Here is a 21,405-nt window from a genome sequence, read left to right as displayed (position 1 = left end):
TGGCGCGTATCGCTTGATACTCGCTTGATTCGCATGCATCGTCTGAAGGGGAATTATGCACCTGACGACCGGCATGCGACGGACGACGGCACTTAGGTTATACCCGCTGCCGGTGAATGCGTCGTTACGGCGGGCCCAGCTGTTTAAAGCACGGGCCGGGGAACCGCGTGCTCCTGCGCGAGCCATGCGCGGACCTGTTTGCTGGTCCACGCCGGGTCGTCGTGCGGCAGGTCGTGGCCGGCCCACGGATGCTCGCCATGCAACGCGCCCCACGCCGCCGCGAGCTTGGCCGAGCACACGGGGTCGACCAGTTTGTCGGCGCGCGAAGAAAGAATCAGCAACGGGCACTCCGGTCGCGCGGCGTCCGCAGTGAAATTCGCCGCGGCCCAGAGTTGCCGTAACGCATTGCCACGGCTCACGGGCGCGCTGCGGCGTATCCGGCTCCAGGTGTCGAGATCGTCGCCCAGCGTCTGCACGTTGTTACACGTCAGCCGATGAATGCCGTGTTCCGCGCGCGGCGCGTCGCGCCAGTGCGCGGCCACGCCCAGCAGGTCGGGCCATGCCGAAGGACGCAAGCGCTCCTGCATCTGACTGAACGGCCGCATGCTCGTATTGATCAGCACTAGCCGTTCGATCTCGTAGGGATGCCGTTGCGCCCAGTCCGTCGCCACCATGCCGCCGAGCGACATCGCCAGCACGCAATATGGACCCGGCATGCCGCTTTGCAGAGCAGCATTTCGCACGAAGCCGACCATGTCGGCGACCGTCGACGGTGCGCGCAAGTGCGCGAATTCGCCATTGCCCGGCAGATCGAGCAGCAGCAGACGGCCAGGCGCGCCCATGTGAAGGGCCGATTCATTGACCGCGCCATGCAGCAGGCCGGGCAAGCGGCCCCAGTGGCGGACTTCACGCGTGAGGCCGCGTAGCAGGATCCACGTGCTCATACGCTTTCCGGTTTATACCAATGGTCGATCGCGCTTTGCAGCAATTGCTCGCGACGATTGCCTTGCGGCAGCCAGCGTTGCGACGAAAAGGCCGCGCGCGCCAGAAAGTCGAGCAGGTTCGCGTGACGCCGCAGCACGCGCGCCGTGCGATGCGCCTTCACCGGATTGAACATGCCCTGACGCGAAAACAACTGGCGCGGATTCTTCTTGATCCACAGCCAGGAGCCGAGTTCGAGGGTCATCGGCAGAAAGACGTTGGGCGCGGGCGCGCGGTCGTAAGCGAAGTCCCACAGATCGCCGTGCAGCAGGTATTGATGGCTCTGCGGTTCGAATGCGTAGCCATGATGGGGATGCGCGCGTTCGAACATGGTTTTCAGCACGTACATTTCCGGCAAATGCGGCATCACTTTGCGGGTGCGTGCGTATGGGAACCAGATACTGTCGCTCCAGCCGTAGCCCGAGTGGCAATCGAGCGCGATGCTCAACGGCCGCGTGGCCAGTTCGGTCTCGACCACCCGCAGCAGCGCCGAGGCCTCGGGTTCCATCGGCTCGCCCTCGCGGCCGCGATACCACGGCAGCCAGGCGCCGACGCGCTGGCCGCCCGCCAGCAGCGGCACGCGTTCGTCGGCGTTCTGCGGTGCGTTGCGCATCAGGTCGACGCCGTTCGGGTTGGCGCGCGTGGCCGCCCACATGCCGCCCGGATTGACGATCGGCATAAAGATCAGACGAATCGACTGCAATTGGCGCACCAGCAGCTCGTCCCATTCGAGCCGCGCAAGCAGCGCGCGCATGTAGTCGAGCACGAGTTGCGAGCCGATCCGCTCGAGCCCGTGAATGCCGCCGAAAAAACCGATTGCCGGCGCTTGCGGGTCGGTGGAACCGATGCTCGCGGTCTGCACGGCGAATTGCCGGCCGCGCACCGTCGTCTCGCAGACGGTGCGGATCGCGAAGCTCGCGCTGCCCTGCTCGAGGATCGCCCTGAGATCTTCGTACTCCGCAAAACTGTCGGGAAGGAAGCTCAGAGGCTGCATGACGATGTCGCAAGCGATTGCAAGGTTAATGGGGACGGCACATCGATTCACGCAATATAGCCTGGCCGGAGGCCATCATGCTGAAGCGGCGTGGGCCGATGCAAAATCATGTCACACCCATGTCATTTTCCATTCGAACGGATGACTCCAATTTGTCTTTCCGCCGACGCAAAAAAGACACAAGAAGATATAGTCGTCTAGACGTTGCGATGCCTTCACTCAACCGTCACAGACGCTTCCTAGAATGAGCCCCACACATGCCGGCAGCGGCCGGATGCATCAAGGGGTACTCATGGAAGCAATTCGGGAAGCAATTCGTATCGAACGGTTGAGCAAGACTTTCAGCAACGGCCGCAAGGCGCTGGACGAAATCGATCTGCGCGTCGAGCCGGGCGAAATGGTTGCGTTGATCGGCGCCTCGGGCTCGGGCAAGTCGACGCTGCTGCGCCATATCGCGGGCTTCACGGCTTCGGATGCGCAGCCGTCGCAGATCGCGATTCTGGGTCGGCCGATTCAGCAGAACGGCCGCATCGTGCGGGAAGTGCGCAGCATTCGCCGCGACATCGGCTTCGTATTCCAGCAATTCAATCTGGTGAACCGCCTCTCCGTCGAAAGCAATGTGCTGATCGGCGCGCTCGCGCGGCTGCCTTGGTGGCGCCGCCTCAGCGGCCGTTTTCCGCGCGCCGAGCGGGCGTTGTCGATGGCCGCGTTGAACGAAGTCGGCATCGGCGAACATGCGCGCGAACGCGCCGCCAATCTCTCCGGCGGGCAACAGCAACGCGCGGCGCTCGCCCGCGCGCTGGTGCAGCGCGCGCGCATCGTGCTCGCCGACGAACCGATCGCCTCGCTCGACCCCGAGTCGTCGCGCCGCGTGATGGAGATGCTGCGCACGCTGAACGTCGAGCATCAACTCACGGTGCTGGTCTCGCTGCATCAGGTCGACATCGCGATGCAGTATTGCCCGCGCACGATCGCGCTGCGCCGCGGCAAGGTGGTCTACGACGGCCCTTCCGCCGCGCTCACGCCGGCCCTGCTCAAGAAACTCTACGGCGACGACGCCCGCGAGTTGCTCGATGAAGCCGCCATAAGCGCGGACGACCTCGACACAAAAACCGCTAACGGCAACACACCGCCTCAGGACACCGCGCCCACTTCCACGCGCTACGCGTTCGCTCTCAATCCGGCGCACTCGAACTGAGCGCGCCCATTCAGTCTGTCAACTCAACCGGATCTCAAACAATGAAATTCCTGCGTTCATTGATCACGCTGGCCGTCGGCGCGGCCGCTCTTGCTGCTGTCGCCACCGCGCAAGCCGAGGACCTCAACCTCGGCATCATTTCGACCGATTCGTCCTCCGTGCTGAAACAGCGCTGGGAACCGCTGATTCAGGACATGAACAAGCAGACCGGCCTGAACGTCAAGGCGTTCTTCGCGACGGACTACGCCGGCATCATCGAAGGCATGCGCTTTAACAAGGTACAGGTCGGCTATTTCGGCAATGCGTCGGCGATCGAGGCGGTGGACCGCTCGCAAGGCGAAGTGTTCGCGAAGATCCAGTATGCGAACGGCGATGCCGGTTACTACTCGGTGCTGATCACGAACGTGAACAGCCGTTTCAAGACGCTCGACGACGTGTTCAAGAACACGAAGGACGTCACGCTCGGTTTCGGCGATCCGAACTCGACCTCGGGCACGCTGATTCCCGGCTACTATCTGTTCGCCAAGCACAACACGCCGGTCAACACTTCGTTCAAGACCGTGCTGCCGTCGAGCCACGAAGCGAATCTGCTGGCTGTCGTGAACAACAAGATCGACATCGCGACCAACAACACCGAGATGCTCGACACGCTGAAGAAAGAGCACCCGGACAAGTTCGCGCAAGTGCGCGTGCTGTGGAAGTCGCCGCTGATTCCGTCGGATCCGCTGGTGTGGCGCAAGGATCTGCCGCAAGCCACCAAGGACAAGCTGCGCAACTTCTTCCTGAACTACGCGAAGACCGATCCGCACGAAAAAGCGGTGATGGCGGCGATTACCGGTTACAGCGGCTTCGCGGCATCGTCGGACGCGCAGTTGCTGCCGATCCGTCAGGTCGCCTTGTACCAGCAGAAGCAGAAGATCGAGAGCGACGCGCATCTCTCCGATGACGATCGCAAGACCCAGTTGGCCGCACTCGACGCGAAGCTGAGCGCGCTGAACACCGCGCAATCGAAGCAATGAACACGGTCGATCTGATCACGTCGCCGGCGCGTGCGAGCGACGCGCTCGACGCCCAGGCGGCGCGTCTTCCCGCGCCTGCCGCCGGCAAGCGTAGCTGGCTGTCGCTGCTCGGCTGGATCGCGCTGCTTGCCGTGTTGGGCGGCGCATGGCACAGCGCCGACATGCGTCCGCTGGATCTGCTCACTGACTCCGGCAACATGGGCCAGTTCGCCAAGGACTTCTTTCCGCCCGACTTCACCGAATGGCGCAGCTATCTGCACGAGATGGTCGTGACGCTTTCGGTGGCCGTGTGGGGCACCGCTCTCTCGCTCGTGTGCGCGGTGCCGTGCGGACTGATGTCCGCTCACAACATGGCGCCGATGTGGATCGTGCAGCCCATGCGCCGCCTGATGGACGCGTGCCGCGCGATCAATGAGATGGTCTTCGCCATGCTGTTCATCGTGGCGGTCGGGCTCGGTCCTTTTGCCGGCGTGCTGGCGCTGTGGGTGCACACCACCGGCGTGCTCGCCAAGCTGTTCGCCGAAGCGGTCGAGGCCATCGATCCACGTCCGGCCGAAGGCGTGCGCGCCACCGGCGCCACCAGTCTCGACGAAATCATTTACGGCGTGCTGCCGCAAGTGCTGCCGTTGTGGATCTCGTACGCGCTATATCGCTTCGAATCGAACGTGCGCTCGGCGATGGTGGTCGGTATGGTCGGCGCGGGCGGTATCGGCGTGGTGTTGTACGAAGCGATCCGCTCGTTCAACTATGCGCAGACGGCCGCGGTGATGATCATGGTGATCGTGGTCGTGACGGTGATCGACCTCGCGTCCGCGTGGCTGCGCGAGCGCGTGACCTGAAGTTGGCGACCTGACGGCTCGGTGGGAAGTTTGGCGATGCGCGGCTTCGTCAGCTTTTCCGCCGCGCGCCGTCGCGCGCTGCGTCTCAACCTGCATGCGCGGGGTTTAACCCGTCTTTGCAGCGTCTTTTTGACGCCACAAATCGCCTCAATTTTCCAAATAAAACCCCTTCGATCGAATCGTCCACTCCTCTATTCCGGCGTTCTGCTGGAATAATCACGGGCTCATGGCCCGCCCGCAGGCCTTCGCTTCTCCTCTCCCCTGGTCTTCGATGGAAACCTTTGTCGTTCTGCTGGTGCTGCTCTCCGCGCTGCTTCACGCTACGTGGAACGCGTTTCTACATCTTTCCGAAGATCGCGTCTGGCTGCTCGGCATGATGGCGATTCCGTATATCGCCGTGAGCGCGGTCGGCGTGGTCGTGCTGCCCATGCCGGCGCCGGCGGCGTGGCCGTACATCGTTGCATCGGTGGCGCTGGAATTCGGCTATCTGCTGGCGCTGATTCGCGCCTACAAAAGCGGCGACTTCGGGCAGATCTATCCGATCGCGCGCGGCCTTTCGCCGATGCTCGTGTTCGCCGGCGCACTGGTCTTCGCGCATGAAGCGCTCAAGCCGCTGGCGGCGATCGGTGTGGCGTTGGTGTCGATCGGCATTGTCTCGCTGGCGTTTCGCCGCGGCATGCGCTTTTCGGGCGAGAGCGTGCCCTTTGCGCTCCTCACCGGCTTTTTCATCTCGGCGTATTCGGTGGTCGACGGAATCGGCGCGCGCCTGGCGGGCAATGGCATGAGCTACGTCATGTGGGTCTACCTGATCTGGAATATCCCGCAGTTTCTGCTCGCCTGGCATTGGCGCGGCGGCGCCAAAGGGTTGTTCATCGGCCGCGCGGTGGTGCTCAAAGGCATGGCGGCGGGCGTGCTTGCGTTGAGCGCCTACTGCCTGATCATCGAGGCCTACCGCTATCTGCCGATTGCGATGGTCTCCGCGCTCCGCGAGATGAGCTCGATCTTCGCGGTGGTGATCGGCTGGCTGTTCATGCGGGAGAAGCTGACCACGCGGCGAATCGTTGCGTGCGCGCTGGTGACGCTGGGGGCGGTGTTGATACGGGTTTGACGGTCAGTTCACCCCTCATCTTGTTTCGTTTATTGCGATTTCGTTTATTTCGATTTAGAATGGCCAGATCGAAGGAGTCGAATCGCGCCATGAACACCACCATCCATCCCACGCCGCTGCCGTCCGAACAGGAGGCCGAGCTTGCCCGCACCTCCAGCCGGAACCTGTCGGTGGTGCTGTCCAGCCGCGCCGAGACGCAACAGTTCGACTTCAAGGACGACAGGGGGCAAACGCGCACCGTCGAATTGCCGACTTCGGTCGTGCGTCTGATGGTCGACGTGCTGACGGAGATCGGTCAAGGTAACGCCGTCTCCATCATCCCGATTCATGCCGAACTGACCACGCAGGAAGCAGCCGATCTGCTGAATGTTTCGCGGCCCTACTTCGTGCAGTTGCTGGAGAAGAAAGAGATACCGTTCCGCAAGGTGAACACTCACCGGCGGGTGCGGTATGAAGACGTGATGGCCTACAAGAATCGGATCGACGCCGACCGACGCAAGGCGCTCGACGAACTCGCGGCATTGTCACAGGACATGGGTCTGGAATAACCGATGTCGTCACATTTCACCGCTGTCTACGACGCCTGCGTTCTGTACTCCCAACCATTACGTAATCTGCTGATGCGTCTGGCGCTCACCGATCTGTATCGGGCGCGCTGGACGCGGGCTATTCATGACGAATGGGTACGCAATCTGATCGCGAACCGTCCGGACCTGGATCGCGAGAGAATCTATCGCGTCCGCGAACTCATGGACGCCCATGTACGCGACGCATTGGTCGAAAACTTCGAGCACCTGATACCGGCCATCGACTTGCCGGATCCCAACGATGCACACGTCGTTGCTGCTGCGGTCCATTGCGGTGCTGAGCTCATCGTCACGTTCAACCTGAAGGACTTTCCGGCTGCGGCCTTGCGCACTTTTAACGTGGCCGCACAACACCCGGACGACTTCATTGCCGATCTGTTCGACCTCAACCAGGCGAGAGTGCTCGAAGCGATGGCCGAGCACAGAAAGTCATTGAAAAACCCACCGAGGTCCGTCGACGAGTACCTCGACACCCTGGCCAGAATCGGTCTCACGCAAACCGTTAAGGCTGTTCGCCCCTACAGCATCGCGATCTGAAACGAAGGCGCCTGGCGCGGCCCACCCTCACGCAAACTCCGGTAACGTCGCATCGATCGCATCAGCCAGCGTGTTGAAAGCCGGCGCGATCTCCTCATCCGGCACGCACGCGTAGCCGATCAGCAAGCCCGACGGCGCCAGCGCCGGCTGCGCGTAATACCCCGACAACGGTCGCACGACGATATTGCGCTCCAGCGCGGCAGCCGCCACCCGCCGATCGTCGCTTCCATCGGGCAACTGCATCACGAGATGCAAACCGGCGTCGCCGCCCACCGCCGGCAAGGCGTCGCCATAACGCTGCGCCGCGGCGTCGAGCAACGTCTGACGGCGCTGTCCGTAGAGCGTGCGCATCTTGCGGATATGCGAGGTGAAATGCCCTTCGGCGATGAACTCCGCGAGCATCGCCTGCTGCAGCAACTGCCCCTCGCGATACAACTCGGCGCTCGCGGTGGCAAAGCTCTCCGCCAGCGCTTCCGGCACGACGAGGTAGCCGATGCGCAACCCCGGAAACAGCGTCTTGCCGAAGCTGCCCACATAAATCACCTGCCCCGACGTATCCAGACCTTGCAGCGACGCCAACGGCCGGCTGCCATAGCGGTATTCGCTGTCGTAGTCGTCCTCGATGATCCAGCACTGGTTCTGCCGCGCGTATTCGAGCAACATGCGCCGCCGCGCGAGGCTCATCACCATGCCGAGCGGATATTGGTGCGAAGGCGTGACGAGCATCAGCTTCGGCGGCTGCGCGAGGTCGTCGGCGGAAGGATTGATCCCTTCCTCGTCGACGGGTATCGGCCGCGATTCCAGGCCGGACACGTGCAGCACGCTGCGCACACCCCAATAACAGGGGTCTTCGGTCCAGATCACGTCGCCCGGATCGGACAGCAGGCGCACGGCAAGGTCGACCGACTGGTGAATCCCGGTCGTGATGATGATCTGCTCCGGCGTGCAGCGCACCGAGCGCGAAGTGCGCAGATAGTCGGCCAGCGCGTGCCGCAGCGAAGCCAGGCCGCCGCCCGGCGCGTACGTCAGCAGGTCCGGGCGCAGTCGGCGCCAATACTTGTTGTGCAGGCGGCTCCAGACGCGCGCCGGAAACTTCGTCACGTCCGGCACGCCGGGCATGAACGCGCCCCACTGCCGCTTGGACACGCCCGCACCCGCGATCAACCGCGCGCCGCGCGTGGACAGCGCGCGCCGCGCCTGCAACGGCGCCGGCTCGGGGCGCGCGGCGGGCGCCTCGGCGTCGGGCACGCCGACGATCTCGTCCGGCGCACTGTCGGCGACGAACGTGCCGCGCCCGGTCGCCGAACTGACATAACCTTCGAGTACGAGTTGCTCGTACACCTGCGTGACGGTGTTGCGCCCAATGCCCAACTCCTGCGCCAGCAACCGCGACGACGGCACCTTGCTGCCCGGCGGCAATTCGCGCGACAGGATCGCCTGCTGCAACAGCCGATGCAGCTGACGATAGATCGGCTGACCGTTGCCCCGGTCGAGGCGCTGGGCCAGCCAGTCGGACAAAACGCTCGCGCGCATGATTGGCTCCTACATTTTTATTGAAATGGCTCTGAAGTTAAGAGCCAAATCTCATTATAGTCGCTGCATGTGCTGCGCTGAGCGCGCGGCGTCCGCAAAAACCGAGGAGCGAAGGAGATGACTATGAAGAACGCAGAACTGAAGAGCCGTAAAGACGCCGCCACGCCGCGCGGCGTCGGGGTGATGTGCGATTTCTACGCCGAGCGCGCTGAGAATGCGGAACTGTGGGACGTCGAGGGCCGCCGTTTCATCGACTTCGCGGCCGGTATCGCCGTGTGCAACACCGGCCACCGCCATCCGAAGATCCTCGCCGCGATCCGCGACCAGTTGGATCATTTCACCCACACGGCGTATCAGATCGTGCCGTACGCGTCGTATGTCGAACTGGCTGAAAAGCTCAACGAGCGCGCGCCGGGCGACCATCCGAAGAAAACCGCGTTCTTCACGACCGGCGCCGAAGCCGTCGAAAACGCGATCAAGATCGCCCGCGCCGCGACCGGCCGTCCGGGCGTGATTGCCTTCACCGGCGGTTTCCACGGCCGCACGTTGATGGGCATGGCGCTGACCGGCAAGGTCGCGCCGTACAAGATCGGCTTTGGCCCGTTCCCCTCGGACGTGTTCCATGCGCCGTTCCCAAATCCGCTGCACGGCGTGACCACGGCCGACTCGCTGAAGGCCATCGAATTCCTGTTCAAGGCCGACATCGATCCGAAGCGCGTCGCCGCGATCATTTTCGAACCGGTTCAGGGCGAAGGCGGCTTCTATCCGGCGCCGGCCGAATTCGTGCGCGCCCTGCGCAAGCTGTGCAACGAGCACGGCATTCTGCTGATCGCCGACGAAGTCCAAACGGGTTTTGCGCGCACCGGCAAGCTGTTCGCCATGCATCACTACGACGTGGTGCCCGATCTGATGACGGTCGCCAAGAGTCTCGCCGGCGGCATGCCGCTGTCGGGCGTGATCGGCCGCGCGGAGGTGATGGACGCCGCAGCGCCTGGCGGCCTCGGCGGCACGTATGCGGGCAATCCTCTGGCGGTTGCCGCCGCGCACGCGGTGCTCGATATCATCGACGAAGAGAAGCTCTGCGAGCGCGCCACGGTGCTGGGTGACCGCGTCAAGGCCAAGCTGATCGCGCTGCAAAGCGACGTGCCGCAAATCGCCGATGTGCGCGGCCCCGGCGGCATGGTCGCCGTCGAGTTCTGCAAGGCAGGCGGCACGGAGCCGGACGCGGAGTTCACCAAGCGCGTGCAGACGCGCGCACTCGAACGCGGCTTGCTGCTGCTGGTGTGCGGCGTCTATTCGAACGTCGTGCGCTTCCTGTTCCCGCTCACGATTCAGGACTCGGTCTTCGACGAAGCCATGGCGATTCTCGAAGACGTGATCAAGGACAGCGTCACCGTCGCGGCCTAAGGAAAACCACATGACCACGTTGAGCTTGAAAGACCCGTCGCTTCTAAAGAGCCACGCCTACATCGCGGGCGAATGGCAAGGCGCCGACGACGGGACGACCTTCGAAGTGAAGAACCCCGCCACGGGCGAAACGATCGCGACGGTGCCGCGCATGGGCACGGCGGAAACCCGCCGCGCCATCGACACGGCTAATGCGGCGTGGCCCGCATGGCGCGCCACGACCGCGAAGCAGCGTGCCGTGATCCTGCGCAAATGGCATGACCTGATGATGGAGAACGCCGACGATCTGGCGAAGATCCTCACCACGGAACAGGGCAAGCCGCTCGCCGAAGCCAAGGGCGAAATCCAGTACGCCGCGTCGTTCCTCGAATGGTTCGCGGAAGAAGGCAAGCGCGTGAACGGCGACACCATCCCGACGCCGGCCAACGACAAGCGCATCGTCGTGACGAAAGAGCCGATCGGCGTCTGCGCGGCCATCACGCCGTGGAACTTCCCGGCCGCGATGATTACCCGCAAGGTCGGCCCGGCGCTCGCGGCGGGCTGCCCGATCATCGTCAAACCGGCTGAAGCCACGCCGCTCTCCGCGCTCGCACTGGCTGTGCTGGCTGAACGCGCGGGCGTGCCGCGCGGCGTGTTCAACGTCGTGACCGGCGAGCCGAAAGCCATCGGCGCGGAAATGACGGGCAATCCGATCGTGCGCAAGCTGTCGTTCACCGGCTCGACGCCGGTCGGCCGTTTGCTCATGGCGCAGTGCGCGCCGACGGTCAAGAAGGTGTCGCTCGAACTCGGCGGCAATGCGCCGTTCATCGTATTCGACGACGCGGATCTGGACGCCGCGGTGGCCGGCGCGATTGCCTCGAAGTATCGCAATAGCGGCCAGACCTGCGTGTGCACGAATCGTTTCTACGTGCATGACAAGGTCTACGACGCGTTCGCCGAGAAACTGCGCGTCGCCGTCGAACAGCTCAAGGTTGGCCGCGGCACCGAAGACGGCGTCACGCAAGGTCCGCTGATCAACGAAGCGGCCGTGCTCAAGGTCGAGTCGCATATCGAGGACGCGCTCGCCAAAGGCGCGCGCATCGTCACCGGCGGCAAACGTCATGCGCTCGGCCACGGTTTCTTCGAGCCGACCGTGCTCGCGGATGTCACGCCGGCCATGAAGGTGGCACGCGATGAAACCTTCGGGCCGCTCGCGCCGCTGTTCCGTTTCTCGTCGGATGAGGAAGTGATCCGCCTCGCCAACGACACCGAGTTTGGCCTCGCGTCGTACTTCTATAGCCGTGATATCGGCCGCGTCTGGCGTGTCGCCGAAGCGCTCGAATACGGCATGGTCGGCATCAACACGGGCCTCATCTCGAACGAAGTCGCGCCGTTCGGCGGCGTCAAGCAATCGGGCCTGGGCCGCGAAGGTTCGCATTACGGCATCGACGATTACGTGGTCATCAAGTACATGTGCGTCGGCGGGATCTGAACGCAAAGCTTGAAGTGAGAAAGTGAGAAACGGCCACGTCGGCATATCCGGCGTGGCCGTTTTTTTGTTGGCTCGGCGGAAACAGACGCGCTGTGTGGCGGCAACGCTCGCTCTTGCGCTGGGAACGCAAACGGATCCCTATTCTGCCCGGTCCTGTCGTTAAACTGCTGGCACAATTGCGCAGTTGACCGCGGTGCACGCAGCCGAATAACGACCGTTAAATGAAACGCTTCGAAATGCTGGCCAACACCATGGCCGATGAAATTCGCTCGGGCAGCCGTCCGGTCGGCTCCCGCATGCCATCTTTGCGGCATCTCACCACGCAGCATGGCGTCAGCCAGTCCACGGTGTTTCGCGCCTATTACCTGCTCGAAGAGTGGGGCTTGATTCGAGCGCGTGAACGCTCCGGCTACTATGTGGCGCCGGGCGCCGCGCTCGAGCAACAACCGGCGCCCCGCCCTCAAGTCGCTCTGGAGTCCGCCAAAGTCGAGATCAGCGATCTTGTCTTTTCGGTGCTCGAAGCCGCGAAGCATCCCAACGTGGTTCCGTTCGGCTCGGCCTTTCCGTCGCCGCAGCTGTTTCCCCTTCAGCGTCTTGCCAGGTCGCTCGGGCATTCGAGCCGTTTGATCAGTCCGTGGAGCACCGTCGTCGATCTTCCGCCGGGCAATGAGCCATTGCGTCGCCAGATATCGTTGCGTTACATGGGGATGGGCGTTGCTCAACCGATGGAGCAACTTGTCGTCACCAATGGCGCGCTGGAAGCACTGAACCTGTGTTTGATGGCCGTCACGCGGCCGGGCGACGTGGTCGCGATCGAGTCGCCCGGCTTCTATGCGGCCTTGCAGGCCATCGAGCGCCTCGATCTGCGGGCGGTGGAGATTCCAGTCGATCCTGTTTCAGGCATCGATTTGCAAGCGCTCTCGGACGCCCTCGACAAGCACCCTATCCGCGCATGCTGGTTCATGACCAACTATCAGAATCCCACCGGCGCGGCGATGTCGCAGGACAAGAAGAAAGCGCTGGTCGAACTTCTCGCCCGGCATGACGTGCCGCTCATCGAGGATGACGTGTATGGCGAACTGCATCATGCGGCGACCTACCCGCTGCCCGCCATCGCTTTCGACACGAAGGGGCTGGTGATGCACTGCAGTTCATTTTCAAAGACGCTCGCACCGGGATACCGCATTGGATGGGTAGCCGCGGGACGTTTTGCGGAGAAGGTGCAGCGCCTGAAGTTGATGACCACGTTGTCAGCGAGCATCCCCGCCCAGGCGGCCATAGCGGACTATCTTCAGCATGGCGGGTACGACAAGCATCTGCGGAAACTGCGCGGTGCGTTCCGCAATCAGCTCGCCTCGATGGACACTGCGCTGCACCGCTGCATGCCTGGCGAATCGCATTGGACGCTGCCGTCTGGCGGCTATTTTCTGTGGCTACGGCTACCGTCGCATGTCGACGCGATGCAGTTGCACCGCCTTGCGATAGAGAACGGCATCAGCATTGCACCGGGTCCTATTTTCTCCGCGCGACACGAATTCCGGAACCATATCCGGTTGAACTTCGGTCATCCATGGAGCGACAGCACGGAAAGCGCTGTCGAAACGCTGGGCTCGCTGCTCGGGCAGGCGAGCCGATGAACCGCGTTCAACACGCTCTTCCTGCGAATGTACCGCAACCGTCAATGCGCCACGCTGACCGCAAGTCTGGCGAGTGCAAACAGCGTCGCGCCGAATCCGGCGGCGAGGACTACCGCGACTAGCGGCAACAGGGGCAGCTTGACGCCCGCCATGTCGGCCTGGTGCGAGGCGCCGCGGCGGATGCCAAAAAAACTCCACAGTACGATTCGCGTCATCTTCAAGAGGTTCATGGCATCACCTTCGAGGCAGGGTTGTTGTATCTCACGCGATAGTTTGAACCCGTCAGGTCATGCAAAACAGTAGCAGTTGCGATCAATTCCAGCGCAGCAGTCTTCCGCTTCTGCCCGGCCGCCGCGCCGCCGGTTCGCTCACCATCTGCTAGCGTGTTTTCAGCGGCATCTGCTGCTTTTCAGCGACCGCCATTGCCTCTATCGTTCGTTGGAAGCCACCGGATCGGGCGCGGCATCGCAGGTGTCGCTGCCGATCCAACCACGGCTCCTTCCACGAAACCGACGCTCAGCCAGACTGCGTCATGTAGGGCGGCAGTCGCACCGGACCATGTACCAATACACCGAGTTTGACAAATCATTCGTGCGCAGCCGCGCTGCGCAGTTTCGCGACCAGCTCGAACGCTGGCAGTCCGGCAAGCTGAGCGAGGACGACTTTCGTCCACTGCGTCTTCAGAATGGATGGTATGTGCAACGGCATGCGCCGATGTTGCGCGTGGCGATCCCATACGGAGAGTTATCGAGCAGGCAGTTGCGCATGCTCGCCCGGATTGCGCGCGAATACGATGAGCCGGAGGCCGAGGTCTATCGCCTTGCCAGCGAAGCGCAGCGCAAGCTCGGCACCGTCCGCTTGCCCACGAACTATGCGCATTTCACGACACGCACCAACGTGCAGTTCAACTGGATTCCGCTCTCAAAGGCCGCGGACGTGATGGAGTTGCTCGCCAGCGTCGACATGCACGGCATTCAGACGAGCGGCAACTGCATTCGCAACATTTCCTGTGACGAACGCGCGGGTGTCGCGCCTGACGAAATTGCCGACCCGCGTCCGTTCGCCGAAATCATGCGGCAGTGGACAACCCTTCATCCCGAGTTCGCCTTCTTGCCGCGCAAGTTCAAGATCGCGGTCACCGGTGCGAGCGAAGACCGCGCCGCGACGGACTGGCATGACGTCGGCCTTCGTCTGCTGCGTAACGAGGCGGGCGAACTTGGATTTCGCGTCACGGTTGGCGGCGGGATGGGCCGCACTCCCGTGATCGGCACCGTGCTGCGCGAGTTTTTGCCGTGGCAGCACATCATGAATTACATCGAGGCGGTGGTGCGCGTCTACAACCAGTACGGACGCCGCGACAATAAGTACAAAGCGCGGATCAAGATCCTGGTGAAAGCAGAAGGCCAACGTTATATCGACGGCGTCGAGGAAGAGTTCCGCCAGATCGTCGAGCACGACGGCGGCCCTCACACTATTCCGCTGGCCGAACTCGAGCGCGTCAGTGCGTGCTTCGCTCTACCCCAAATGCCTTCCGTGGACGCGCCGGTCGACCTTGAAGCGATCGCAACGTCGAACGCCGCGGCCCTTGAGACGCCGCAGTTCGAACGCTGGCTCCAGCGCAATGTCGCGCCGCACAGGAGCCAGCGCTTGCGGATTGTTACGCTCTCGTTCAAACGCCTTCTGCAAGCGCCCGGAGACGCATCGGCGGAACAACTCGATCGCGTGGCAGACTTGGCCGAACGGTTCTCCGCGGGCGAAGCGCGTGTCACCCACACGCAGAATGTCGTTCTGCCCTGGGTGCATGTCAACGACCTCCTGCCCCTCTGGGAAGCCGCGCGCGCGGCAGGACTCGCGAGCGCCAACGTGAATTTGCTGACGGACATGATCGCCTGCCCGGGTGGCGATTTCTGTGCGCTCGCCAATGCCCGTTCCATTCCGGTTGCCGAGGCCATTACCGACCGCTATCAGGATCTGGACGAACTCAACGACATCGGTGAAATCGACCTGCATATCAGCGGCTGCATCAATTCGTGCGGCCATCATCATAGCGGGCATATTGGCATCCTCGGTGTCGACAAGGATGGCAAGGAATGGTACCAGGTGACGTTGGGCGGCTCGGACGGTTCGAGCGCCAGTGGCCGCGCGCAAGCTGGCAAGGTCATTGGCCCGTCGTTTTCCGCGATCGAGGTGCCCGAGGTCATCGACGCGCTACTGTCCGCTTACCTCGACATGCGAGTGACGGTTGGCGAGAGGCGCGAGTCGTTCGTCGAAACGGTTCGACGGGCAGGCATCGAACCGTTCAGGACAGCCGCGGATCGCGTGCGCACGCTCATGGAGAAAACGGCATGAACGGCACGACACGTATCAGGCTTCTCACTTTGCCCGAGCATGCGTCGGACTCGTCGCGGCAGGTTCTCGCTCTGGCAAACGATGAGGACCCGGTCGAGCAAAAAGAGGCAATCGCAACTGCTGCGCGCGTGGAATTGCACTTCCCCAGTTTCACCGACGGGCGAGCCTACAGCCAGGCGTATCTCCTGCGCCGCCGCCTCGGTTTCAAAGGCGATCTGCGGGCAACAGGCGACGTGCTCGTCGACCAGTTGATTCAGATGGAGCGAACCGGGTTCTCAAGTGCGGTACTGAAAGACGGCATCGATCCAGAGGACGCGCAGCGCCAACTCGACCGCTTTCCTGCGTTTTATCAGGGCGATGTTATTCACGACGCGCCCTTTGTGCGATCAGATGCCAGGAATGAGGATGAGTGACGGCACGAGAGACATGCGGGTGGTGTCTACAACCACTCCGATATCTGGGAACTACTGCGTAAAACAAGCTGTGTCGCGGGATAGCGGATCGTCGCCAGATGCATTTTCGGGAGCTTGCCCGTCCCGGCTCGCTCTCGCACGCGTCGGTCAAAAGTGGACCGTTTTGGCAATGATCGCGTTGCGGGACAAGCATCTGCGCTTTGCCGAGATCAGGCGTCGATTAGACGGTGTCTCCGACAAAATGCTTTCTCAGACGCTGAGATCGATGGAGAGAGATGGACTTGTCGAGCGACACGTTGACGACCAGCGTCCGGCGCGTATCGAGTATCGCTTGAGTCCGCTCGCTCGCACCGTGCTGCCGATCGTCACCGAGTTGAAGCAATGGGCCGAACGTTTTGTCGACACAATCGAGGCCAGTAATCACGCGTATGACCATAAGATCGGACAGTCCGCGTGTCAGGCCGTTTCATAGGCGCTGGAAATGTCACGATCCAGCGCCCTGCTACAGCTGCTACACACAACGCGATCGATTAACGACCGTAGTTAACAACCGGAGCCGAGTACGAACTGTTCGTGGTGTCCGAACGGCCGCCTGCCTGCGACGAACCATTGGTGGCCGAACCATAGCCGCTCGTCTGAGCAGCGCTCTTTTGTGCGGCGACACGCGCTTCAGCAGCCTGAATGTTCGCCGGATAGTCCTCGTCGTTCGCGGTGCCCGGGTTATAGCCGGCCTTTTCCAGCTGGATCAGTTCGGCGCGCACTTGAGCACGCGTAACCGGCTGATTCGATTGAGCAAAAGCGGCGAGCGGAGCCGAAATGAGAGCGGCGATGACAACAGCTTCGATCAGGGATTTCATGATACCTACCTCCAGAGATTGTTTTTTGCCATGCCGCGAACTCGTGTCTGCAGCGTATGGATACAGTCTAGGAGGCAATGTCCATAGGGTAAACCCCGAATCAACGAATTCACTGTTGCGATAAACGGGACAGTTGGGGCGCCGAAGCAAGGCTTCGCCCCGGCGATGGCGCCAGTTCACCCGCATTTCGGCCGCCCGTCCCTTGCCGGTCGCTTCTCGGACTCGCGCCGAAACGCGCGCGATACGTCCGCGAAAAATGCGAGGGCGACTCGAACCCGCATGCCACGCAAATCGACGTAATCGACATGTCGGTCTGTTGCAGCAACTCGCGCGCACGTGTGAGGCGCAACTGCAGATAGAAATGCGTCGGCGTGTCCTTCAGCGAGGCGCAGAACAGCCGCTCCAGTTGCCGCCGCGTCACGCCGATCTCCTGCGCGAGCTGGTCCGGCGTGAGCGGCTCTTCCATATGCTGTTCCATCACGCCGATCACCTGAATCAGCTTGCGATTGTGCACGCCGTAGCGCGCCGCGATCTCCATGCGCTGATGGTCCGAGCGTTGCCGGATACGGCTCACCACGAATTGCTCCGAGACGGCCGAGGCCAGCGCGGCGCCATGCTCACGGCCGATCAGGTCGAGCATCATGTCGATCGACGCCGTACCGCCCGCGCACGTAATGCGCCGCGCGCCGATTTCGAACAGCTCCTGGCTCGCATCGAGCGACGGATAGCGCTCGCGGAATGCCGACAGCGCTTCCCAGTGCACGGTCACACTGTCCGCGCCGCCGAGCAGCCCGGCTTCCGCGAGCACGAAGCTGCCGGTGTCGATGCCACCGAGCGTCGCGCCCGCGCGCTCCAGGCGCTTCAGACAATCGCCCAGCGCGCGCGTGTAGCAGGCGAGCGGCTCGAAGCCCGCGACGACGAAGAGCGTCCGCGCCGCGTCGATGTCGCCGATGGCGGCATCCGCGTTGATCGAAATGCCGTTGCTGGCGGCCACCGGCGCGCCGTCGAGACTCAGAATGCGCCAGCGGTACAGATCGCCACGAAAGCGGTTCGCCACGCGCAACGGCTCCACCGCCGACATGAAACCGATCGCCGAAAAGCCCGGCAGCAACAGGAACGACATATCTTCGGGCATCGTGCTCAGACTCGATCAGGAGACAAAAAACGCAGGCGCGGGCGGGTTCCCGGCGAGCGTAGCAAGCAGCACGCGAGCCGGCAAGGCACGCCAAAATTCCCGCTTCACTCGATGTTGCATCGCAATGCGAACGACGCAGGTTTTCCCTCATTGTCGCGTGGGAGCAAGAACGGGTCGCTGGCGGTCGCTTTGGTCGGAATATGGGGCATTAACGTTACGTCATTCGTGCAGTTCAGGCATCACACAAGCCGTATCGCATGTCCGGGGGCCGCTTCGCCTGATGTCGTTTGCTCAGGCGAAGCGGCCCGGTTCGAAACACGCTGTCAAACGTGTCAGAAGAGGGAACGTCATGAAGTTACGCATCAAAGCCCTGCTTGCCCATCTTGCGTGCCTCGCGGCCGCCATCGCCGCCGCCGGCACTGCGCTGCCGGCCTTCGCCCAGGACCCCGCTGCCTGCCGCGCGGTACATTTCGCCGACATCGGCTGGACCGATATCACCTCGACGACCGCGCTCGCGTCGACCGTGTTCGAAGGACTCGGCTATCAGCCGGTGACGACCGTCGCCTCCGTGCCCATCTCGTTCGCGGGACTGAAGAGCAAACAGCTCGACGTGTCGCTCGGCTACTGGTGGCCGGTGCAGGAAAAGGCGATCGCGCCGTTCGTCGATTTGAAATCGATCCAGGTGCTGCAGCCGCCTAACCTCACCGGCGCCAAGGCCACGTTCGCGGTGCCGAGCTACGAATACGACGCGGGCCTGAAGACTTTCGCCGACATCGCCAAACACCGCGATCAGCTCGACGGCAAGATCTACGGCATCGAGCCCGGCAGCAGCGCGAACGCGGCGATCCTGAAGATGATCGCCAACAATCAGTTCGGCCTCGGCGGTTTCAAGCTGATCGAATCGAGTGAAGCGGGCATGCTGGTCTCGGTCGATCGCGCGATCCGCGAGAAGAAATGGGTGGTCTTTCTGGGTTGGGAACCTCATCCGATGAACATCCAGATCGACATGAAATACCTCACCGGCAGCGACGGTGTTTTCGGCCCGAACGACGGCGAAGCACGCGTTTACACGCTGACGTCCCCCGACTTTCTGACGCGTTGCCCGAACGCGGGCAAGCTCGTCAGCAATCTGCGCTTTTCGACGCAGCTCGAAAACGTGGTGATGCAATCGGTCATGAACAAGGAAAAGCCCGCCGACGCCGCCAAGGCGTATCTGAAGAAAAACCCGCAAGTACTCGATGCCTGGCTTGCCGGCGTGAAGACGTACGACGGCAAGGAAGGCTTGCCCGCGGTCAGGGCTTATCTGGGTCTTTGATCCCGCCCGTTGCGCATTTCAATTCACAGGAACCAGCTCGCATGAATCATGAAGTCATCGTGACCTGCGCGGTCACCGGCGCAGGCGATACCGTCGGCAAGCATCCGGCCATTCCCGTCACGCCGAAGCAGATTGCCGAGGCCGCCATCGAAGCCGCGAAGGCCGGCGCCACCGTTGCGCATTGCCATGTGCGCGATCCGAAAACCGGACGCGGCAGCCGCGATCCGCAACTGTATCGCGAGGTCGTCGACCGCATTCGCTCGTCGGGCACCGACGTGATCATCAACCTGACGGCCGGCATGGGCGGCGATCTGGAGATCGGTCCCGGCGAAGACCCGCTGCGCTTCGGCGCGAACACGGATCTGGTCGGCGGCCTCACGCGCCTCGCGCATGTCGAGGAACTGCTGCCGGAAATCTGCACGCTCGATTGCGGCACGCTCAATTTTGGCGACGGCGACTACATCTATGTGTCGACGCCCGCGCAGTTACGGGCCGGCGCGCGGCGCATCCAGGAACTCGGCGTCAAGCCTGAACTGGAGATCTTCGATACCGGCCATTTGTGGTTCGCGAAGCAATTGCTCAAGGAAGGTTTGCTCGACGCGCCGCCGCTGTTTCAGATTTGCCTCGGCATTCCCTGGGGCGCGCCCGCCGACACCACGACCATGAAAGCGATGGCCGATAACCTGCCGCCCGGCGCGCAATGGGCCGGTTTCGGCATCGGCCGCATGCAGATGCCGATGGTCGCACAGGCGATGCTGCTCGGCGGCCACGTGCGCGTCGGCCTCGAAGACAACATCTGGCTCGACAAAGGTGTGCATGCAACGAACGGCACGCTGGTGCAACGCGCGGTGGAAATCATCGAGCGGCTCGGCGCTCGCGCGCTGACGCCCGCTGAAGGACGCCGCAAGCTCGGTCTGCCCGCGCGTGGCGAGCGTCAACTGGAGCGGCGCGCGGCGGGACAGTACGCTTGATCGATCGCGAGAGTCGCGCGGCGCGTTCGTTGCAACGCGCCGCGCGTCAGAACGGACAACACATAGGCAAAGGAAACGTCAGCAATGGCAGTGATCGTCGATATCAAAACATTCGCGGCAATCGGCGCAGGCGTGATCGGCAGCGGCTGGGTGGCGCGCGCGCTCGCGCACGGGCTCGATGTCATCGCGTGGGACCCGGCGCCGGGCGCGGAGAAGCAGTTGCGCGAGAACGTCGCGAACGCATGGCCGGCGCTGCAGCGCGTGGGGCTGGCCGCGGGCGCGTCGCCCGAGCGATTGCGCTTCGTCGATACGATCGAAGCCTGCGTCGGGTCGGCGGACTTCATTCAGGAAAGCGCGCCTGAGCGCGAGGAATTGAAGCTCGCATTGCACGAGCAGATCAGCCGTGCGGCGAAGCCGGATGCGATCATTGCTTCGTCGACGTCGGGTCTGTTGCCGAGCGAATTTTACGCACGGGCGGTGAATCCCCAGCGTTGCATCGTCGGGCATCCGTTCAATCCAGTGTATCTGCTGCCGCTCGTCGAAGTGCTGGGCGGCGAAAGCACCGCGCCGGAAACCATCGACGCCGCGCTGCGGGTATATCGTGCGCTTTCGATGCGGCCGCTGCGCGTTCGCAAGGAAGTGCCGGGCTTCATCGCCGACCGCCTGCTCGAAGCGCTGTGGCGCGAGGCGCTGCATCTGGTCAACGAAGGCGTCGCGACGACCGGCGAAATCGACGACGCGATCCGCTTCGGCGCGGGCATCCGCTGGTCGTTCATGGGCACGTTCCTGACGTACACGCTGGCAGGCGGCGATGCGGGCATGCGCCACTTCATGCAGCAATTCGGACCCGCGCTGGAGCTGCCCTGGACTAAACTGGTGGCACCGAAGCTGACGGACGAGCTGATCGAGCGGGTCGTGGACGGCACGGCCGAACAGGTCGGGCCGCGGTCGATCAAACAGCTCGAACGTTACCGCGACGATTGCATTACGAGCGTGCTGGCGGCGATCGCGGAGGCGAAGGTGCGGCATGGAATGCTGCCGGCTGACTGAGGGC

At 62.9% G+C, this 21,405-nt stretch carries 21 protein-coding genes; 15 read left to right on the top strand and 6 right to left on the bottom strand.

Translation table 11 applies throughout. The features are described 5' to 3' along the window. Window positions 1-143: 143 nt before the first annotated feature. Both PQR42_RS05050 and PQR42_RS05045 read right to left on the bottom strand, forming a co-directional pair. Window positions 144-944, bottom strand: coding sequence for an alpha/beta fold hydrolase (locus tag PQR42_RS05050; RefSeq protein WP_408382813.1), 801 nt, complete (start codon window positions 942-944; stop codon window positions 144-146). Next, entirely contained in the window at window positions 941-1,975 is a 1,035-nt protein-coding gene (locus tag PQR42_RS05045) for a M14 family zinc carboxypeptidase (protein WP_408218109.1), read from the bottom strand. The genes PQR42_RS05050 and PQR42_RS05045 overlap by 4 nt, the downstream gene beginning before the upstream one ends. A 292-nt stretch (window positions 1,976-2,267) precedes the next feature. Between PQR42_RS05045 and phnC the strand changes: the two genes are divergently transcribed. From phnC to PQR42_RS05015, 6 genes are all read left to right on the top strand, one after another. After that, the gene (gene phnC / locus PQR42_RS05040) at window positions 2,268-3,173 is read left to right on the top strand and encodes a phosphonate ABC transporter ATP-binding protein (RefSeq protein WP_408382812.1); all 906 of its coding nucleotides are present in this window, start codon (window positions 2,268-2,270) and stop codon (window positions 3,171-3,173) included. 41 nt (window positions 3,174-3,214) lie between these two features. Continuing rightward, window positions 3,215-4,192 (top strand): phosphonate ABC transporter substrate-binding protein, encoded by a 978-nt coding sequence (gene phnD / locus PQR42_RS05035; RefSeq protein ID WP_408218114.1) that lies wholly within the window; start codon window positions 3,215-3,217, stop codon window positions 4,190-4,192. Beyond that, window positions 4,189-5,031 (top strand): phosphonate ABC transporter, permease protein PhnE, encoded by an 843-nt coding sequence (gene phnE / locus PQR42_RS05030; protein ID WP_408218116.1) that lies wholly within the window; start codon window positions 4,189-4,191, stop codon window positions 5,029-5,031. Before phnD ends, phnE begins: the two co-directional genes overlap by 4 nt. A gap of 271 nt (window positions 5,032-5,302) precedes the next feature. Beyond that, entirely contained in the window at window positions 5,303-6,139 is an 837-nt protein-coding gene (locus tag PQR42_RS05025; RefSeq protein ID WP_408382810.1) for an EamA family transporter, read from the top strand. An 89-nt stretch (window positions 6,140-6,228) separates the two neighbouring features. Continuing rightward, window positions 6,229-6,687: a helix-turn-helix domain-containing protein gene (locus tag PQR42_RS05020; protein WP_408218121.1), complete on the top strand. Its 459-nt coding sequence runs from the start codon at window positions 6,229-6,231 to the stop codon at window positions 6,685-6,687. A gap of 3 nt (window positions 6,688-6,690) precedes the next feature. Continuing rightward, complete coding sequence (locus PQR42_RS05015; RefSeq protein ID WP_408218124.1) at window positions 6,691-7,263, top strand: VapC50 family PIN domain-containing toxin; 573 nt, start codon at window positions 6,691-6,693, stop codon at window positions 7,261-7,263. A 27-nt stretch (window positions 7,264-7,290) separates the two neighbouring features. On the opposite strand, the gene pdxR is transcribed toward PQR42_RS05015, so the two are convergent. After that, window positions 7,291-8,796, bottom strand: a complete 1,506-nt coding sequence (gene pdxR / locus PQR42_RS05010) for a MocR-like pyridoxine biosynthesis transcription factor PdxR (protein WP_408218126.1) — start codon at window positions 8,794-8,796, stop codon at window positions 7,291-7,293. Between the two features lie 123 nt (window positions 8,797-8,919). On the opposite strand from pdxR, the gene PQR42_RS05005 reads away from it, so the two are divergent. From PQR42_RS05005 to PQR42_RS04995, 3 genes are all read left to right on the top strand, one after another. Further along, window positions 8,920-10,203 carry a 4-aminobutyrate--2-oxoglutarate transaminase gene (locus PQR42_RS05005; RefSeq protein WP_408382807.1) on the top strand — a complete coding sequence of 428 codons (1,284 nt, stop codon included), beginning with the start codon at window positions 8,920-8,922 and terminating at the stop codon, window positions 10,201-10,203. A gap of 10 nt (window positions 10,204-10,213) precedes the next feature. Next, window positions 10,214-11,674 carry an NADP-dependent succinate-semialdehyde dehydrogenase gene (gene gabD, locus PQR42_RS05000; RefSeq protein WP_408245436.1) on the top strand — a complete coding sequence of 487 codons (1,461 nt, stop codon included), beginning with the start codon at window positions 10,214-10,216 and terminating at the stop codon, window positions 11,672-11,674. A 221-nt stretch (window positions 11,675-11,895) separates the two neighbouring features. After that, a complete protein-coding gene (locus tag PQR42_RS04995) occupies window positions 11,896-13,311 on the top strand; it encodes an aminotransferase-like domain-containing protein (protein WP_408382805.1) in 1,416 nt (471 codons plus the stop codon). Window positions 13,312-13,352: 41 nt separating this feature from the next. Here the strand turns inward: PQR42_RS04995 and PQR42_RS04990 are convergent, their stop codons facing one another. Then, window positions 13,353-13,541, bottom strand: coding sequence for a DUF2970 domain-containing protein (locus PQR42_RS04990; RefSeq protein WP_408218135.1), 189 nt, complete (start codon window positions 13,539-13,541; stop codon window positions 13,353-13,355). A 328-nt stretch (window positions 13,542-13,869) separates the two neighbouring features. Here PQR42_RS04990 and PQR42_RS04985 point away from each other — a divergent pair, with 328 nt between their 5' ends. Genes PQR42_RS04985 through PQR42_RS04975 form a run of 3 tightly spaced genes read left to right on the top strand, consistent with a single transcriptional unit; the run spans window position 13,870 to window position 16,545 of the window. Continuing rightward, window positions 13,870-15,660 (top strand): nitrite/sulfite reductase, encoded by a 1,791-nt coding sequence (locus tag PQR42_RS04985; protein ID WP_408382803.1) that lies wholly within the window; start codon window positions 13,870-13,872, stop codon window positions 15,658-15,660. Further along, window positions 15,657-16,073 (top strand): DUF934 domain-containing protein, encoded by a 417-nt coding sequence (locus tag PQR42_RS04980; RefSeq protein WP_408382801.1) that lies wholly within the window; start codon window positions 15,657-15,659, stop codon window positions 16,071-16,073. The genes PQR42_RS04985 and PQR42_RS04980 overlap by 4 nt, the downstream gene beginning before the upstream one ends. Then, window positions 16,066-16,545: a winged helix-turn-helix transcriptional regulator gene (locus PQR42_RS04975; protein WP_408382800.1), complete on the top strand. Its 480-nt coding sequence runs from the start codon at window positions 16,066-16,068 to the stop codon at window positions 16,543-16,545. Before PQR42_RS04980 ends, PQR42_RS04975 begins: the two co-directional genes overlap by 8 nt. A gap of 58 nt (window positions 16,546-16,603) precedes the next feature. On the opposite strand, the gene PQR42_RS04970 is transcribed toward PQR42_RS04975, so the two are convergent. Together PQR42_RS04970 and PQR42_RS04965 are read right to left on the bottom strand one after the other, a co-directional pair. Continuing rightward, a complete protein-coding gene (locus PQR42_RS04970; RefSeq protein WP_132377724.1) occupies window positions 16,604-16,930 on the bottom strand; it encodes a DUF4148 domain-containing protein in 327 nt (108 codons plus the stop codon). 109 nt (window positions 16,931-17,039) lie between these two features. Next, a complete protein-coding gene (locus PQR42_RS04965; RefSeq protein ID WP_408218145.1) occupies window positions 17,040-18,065 on the bottom strand; it encodes a GlxA family transcriptional regulator in 1,026 nt (341 codons plus the stop codon). Between the two features lie 349 nt (window positions 18,066-18,414). Between PQR42_RS04965 and PQR42_RS04960 the strand changes: the two genes are divergently transcribed. The 3 genes from PQR42_RS04960 to PQR42_RS04950 all read left to right on the top strand — a co-directional run bounded on the left by PQR42_RS04960 (window position 18,415) and on the right by PQR42_RS04950 (window position 21,401). Next, window positions 18,415-19,380 carry a choline ABC transporter substrate-binding protein gene (locus PQR42_RS04960; protein ID WP_408493580.1) on the top strand — a complete coding sequence of 322 codons (966 nt, stop codon included), beginning with the start codon at window positions 18,415-18,417 and terminating at the stop codon, window positions 19,378-19,380. A gap of 41 nt (window positions 19,381-19,421) precedes the next feature. Continuing rightward, window positions 19,422-20,351 (top strand): 3-dehydrocarnitine:acetyl-CoA trimethylamine transferase CdhC, encoded by a 930-nt coding sequence (cdhC, locus tag PQR42_RS04955; protein ID WP_408493579.1) that lies wholly within the window; start codon window positions 19,422-19,424, stop codon window positions 20,349-20,351. An 84-nt stretch (window positions 20,352-20,435) separates the two neighbouring features. Beyond that, window positions 20,436-21,401 (top strand): L-carnitine dehydrogenase, encoded by a 966-nt coding sequence (locus PQR42_RS04950; RefSeq protein ID WP_408382796.1) that lies wholly within the window; start codon window positions 20,436-20,438, stop codon window positions 21,399-21,401. Window positions 21,402-21,405 lie beyond the last annotated feature (4 nt).

It is taken from the genome of Paraburkholderia sediminicola (genome assembly GCF_046027355.1).
In the GTDB taxonomy this organism is placed as follows: domain Bacteria; phylum Pseudomonadota; class Gammaproteobacteria; order Burkholderiales; family Burkholderiaceae; genus Paraburkholderia; species Paraburkholderia sediminicola_B.
Note: the sequence above shows the minus strand (reverse complement) of the source record. Positions and strands in the feature narration are given on the sequence as shown.

What these genes read in the sequence shown, in the direction of transcription:
- pdxR (WP_408218126.1), bottom strand. Translation starts at nt 8,796, where the DNA reads ATGCGCGCGAGCGTTTTGTCCGACTGGCTGGCCCAGCGCCTCGACCGG.
- phnE (WP_408218116.1), top strand. Translation starts at nt 4,189, where the DNA reads ATGAACACGGTCGATCTGATCACGTCGCCGGCGCGTGCGAGCGACGCG.
- PQR42_RS04985 (WP_408382803.1), top strand. Translation starts at nt 13,870, where the DNA reads ATGTACCAATACACCGAGTTTGACAAATCATTCGTGCGCAGCCGCGCT.
- PQR42_RS05020 (WP_408218121.1), top strand. Translation starts at nt 6,229, where the DNA reads ATGAACACCACCATCCATCCCACGCCGCTGCCGTCCGAACAGGAGGCC.
- PQR42_RS04995 (WP_408382805.1), top strand. Translation starts at nt 11,896, where the DNA reads ATGAAACGCTTCGAAATGCTGGCCAACACCATGGCCGATGAAATTCGC.
- PQR42_RS04970 (WP_132377724.1), bottom strand. Translation starts at nt 16,930, where the DNA reads ATGAAATCCCTGATCGAAGCTGTTGTCATCGCCGCTCTCATTTCGGCT.
- PQR42_RS04965 (WP_408218145.1), bottom strand. Translation starts at nt 18,065, where the DNA reads ATGCCCGAAGATATGTCGTTCCTGTTGCTGCCGGGCTTTTCGGCGATC.
- phnD (WP_408218114.1), top strand. Translation starts at nt 3,215, where the DNA reads ATGAAATTCCTGCGTTCATTGATCACGCTGGCCGTCGGCGCGGCCGCT.
- PQR42_RS05025 (WP_408382810.1), top strand. Translation starts at nt 5,303, where the DNA reads ATGGAAACCTTTGTCGTTCTGCTGGTGCTGCTCTCCGCGCTGCTTCAC.
- cdhC (WP_408493579.1), top strand. Translation starts at nt 19,422, where the DNA reads ATGAATCATGAAGTCATCGTGACCTGCGCGGTCACCGGCGCAGGCGAT.
- phnC (WP_408382812.1), top strand. Translation starts at nt 2,268, where the DNA reads ATGGAAGCAATTCGGGAAGCAATTCGTATCGAACGGTTGAGCAAGACT.
- PQR42_RS04960 (WP_408493580.1), top strand. Translation starts at nt 18,415, where the DNA reads ATGAAGTTACGCATCAAAGCCCTGCTTGCCCATCTTGCGTGCCTCGCG.
- PQR42_RS04950 (WP_408382796.1), top strand. Translation starts at nt 20,436, where the DNA reads ATGGCAGTGATCGTCGATATCAAAACATTCGCGGCAATCGGCGCAGGC.
- gabD (WP_408245436.1), top strand. Translation starts at nt 10,214, where the DNA reads ATGACCACGTTGAGCTTGAAAGACCCGTCGCTTCTAAAGAGCCACGCC.
- PQR42_RS04975 (WP_408382800.1), top strand. Translation starts at nt 16,066, where the DNA reads ATGAGTGACGGCACGAGAGACATGCGGGTGGTGTCTACAACCACTCCG.
- PQR42_RS05005 (WP_408382807.1), top strand. Translation starts at nt 8,920, where the DNA reads ATGAAGAACGCAGAACTGAAGAGCCGTAAAGACGCCGCCACGCCGCGC.
- PQR42_RS04980 (WP_408382801.1), top strand. Translation starts at nt 15,657, where the DNA reads ATGAACGGCACGACACGTATCAGGCTTCTCACTTTGCCCGAGCATGCG.
- PQR42_RS05050 (WP_408382813.1), bottom strand. Translation starts at nt 944, where the DNA reads ATGAGCACGTGGATCCTGCTACGCGGCCTCACGCGTGAAGTCCGCCAC.
- PQR42_RS04990 (WP_408218135.1), bottom strand. Translation starts at nt 13,541, where the DNA reads ATGAACCTCTTGAAGATGACGCGAATCGTACTGTGGAGTTTTTTTGGC.
- PQR42_RS05045 (WP_408218109.1), bottom strand. Translation starts at nt 1,975, where the DNA reads ATGCAGCCTCTGAGCTTCCTTCCCGACAGTTTTGCGGAGTACGAAGAT.
- PQR42_RS05015 (WP_408218124.1), top strand. Translation starts at nt 6,691, where the DNA reads ATGTCGTCACATTTCACCGCTGTCTACGACGCCTGCGTTCTGTACTCC.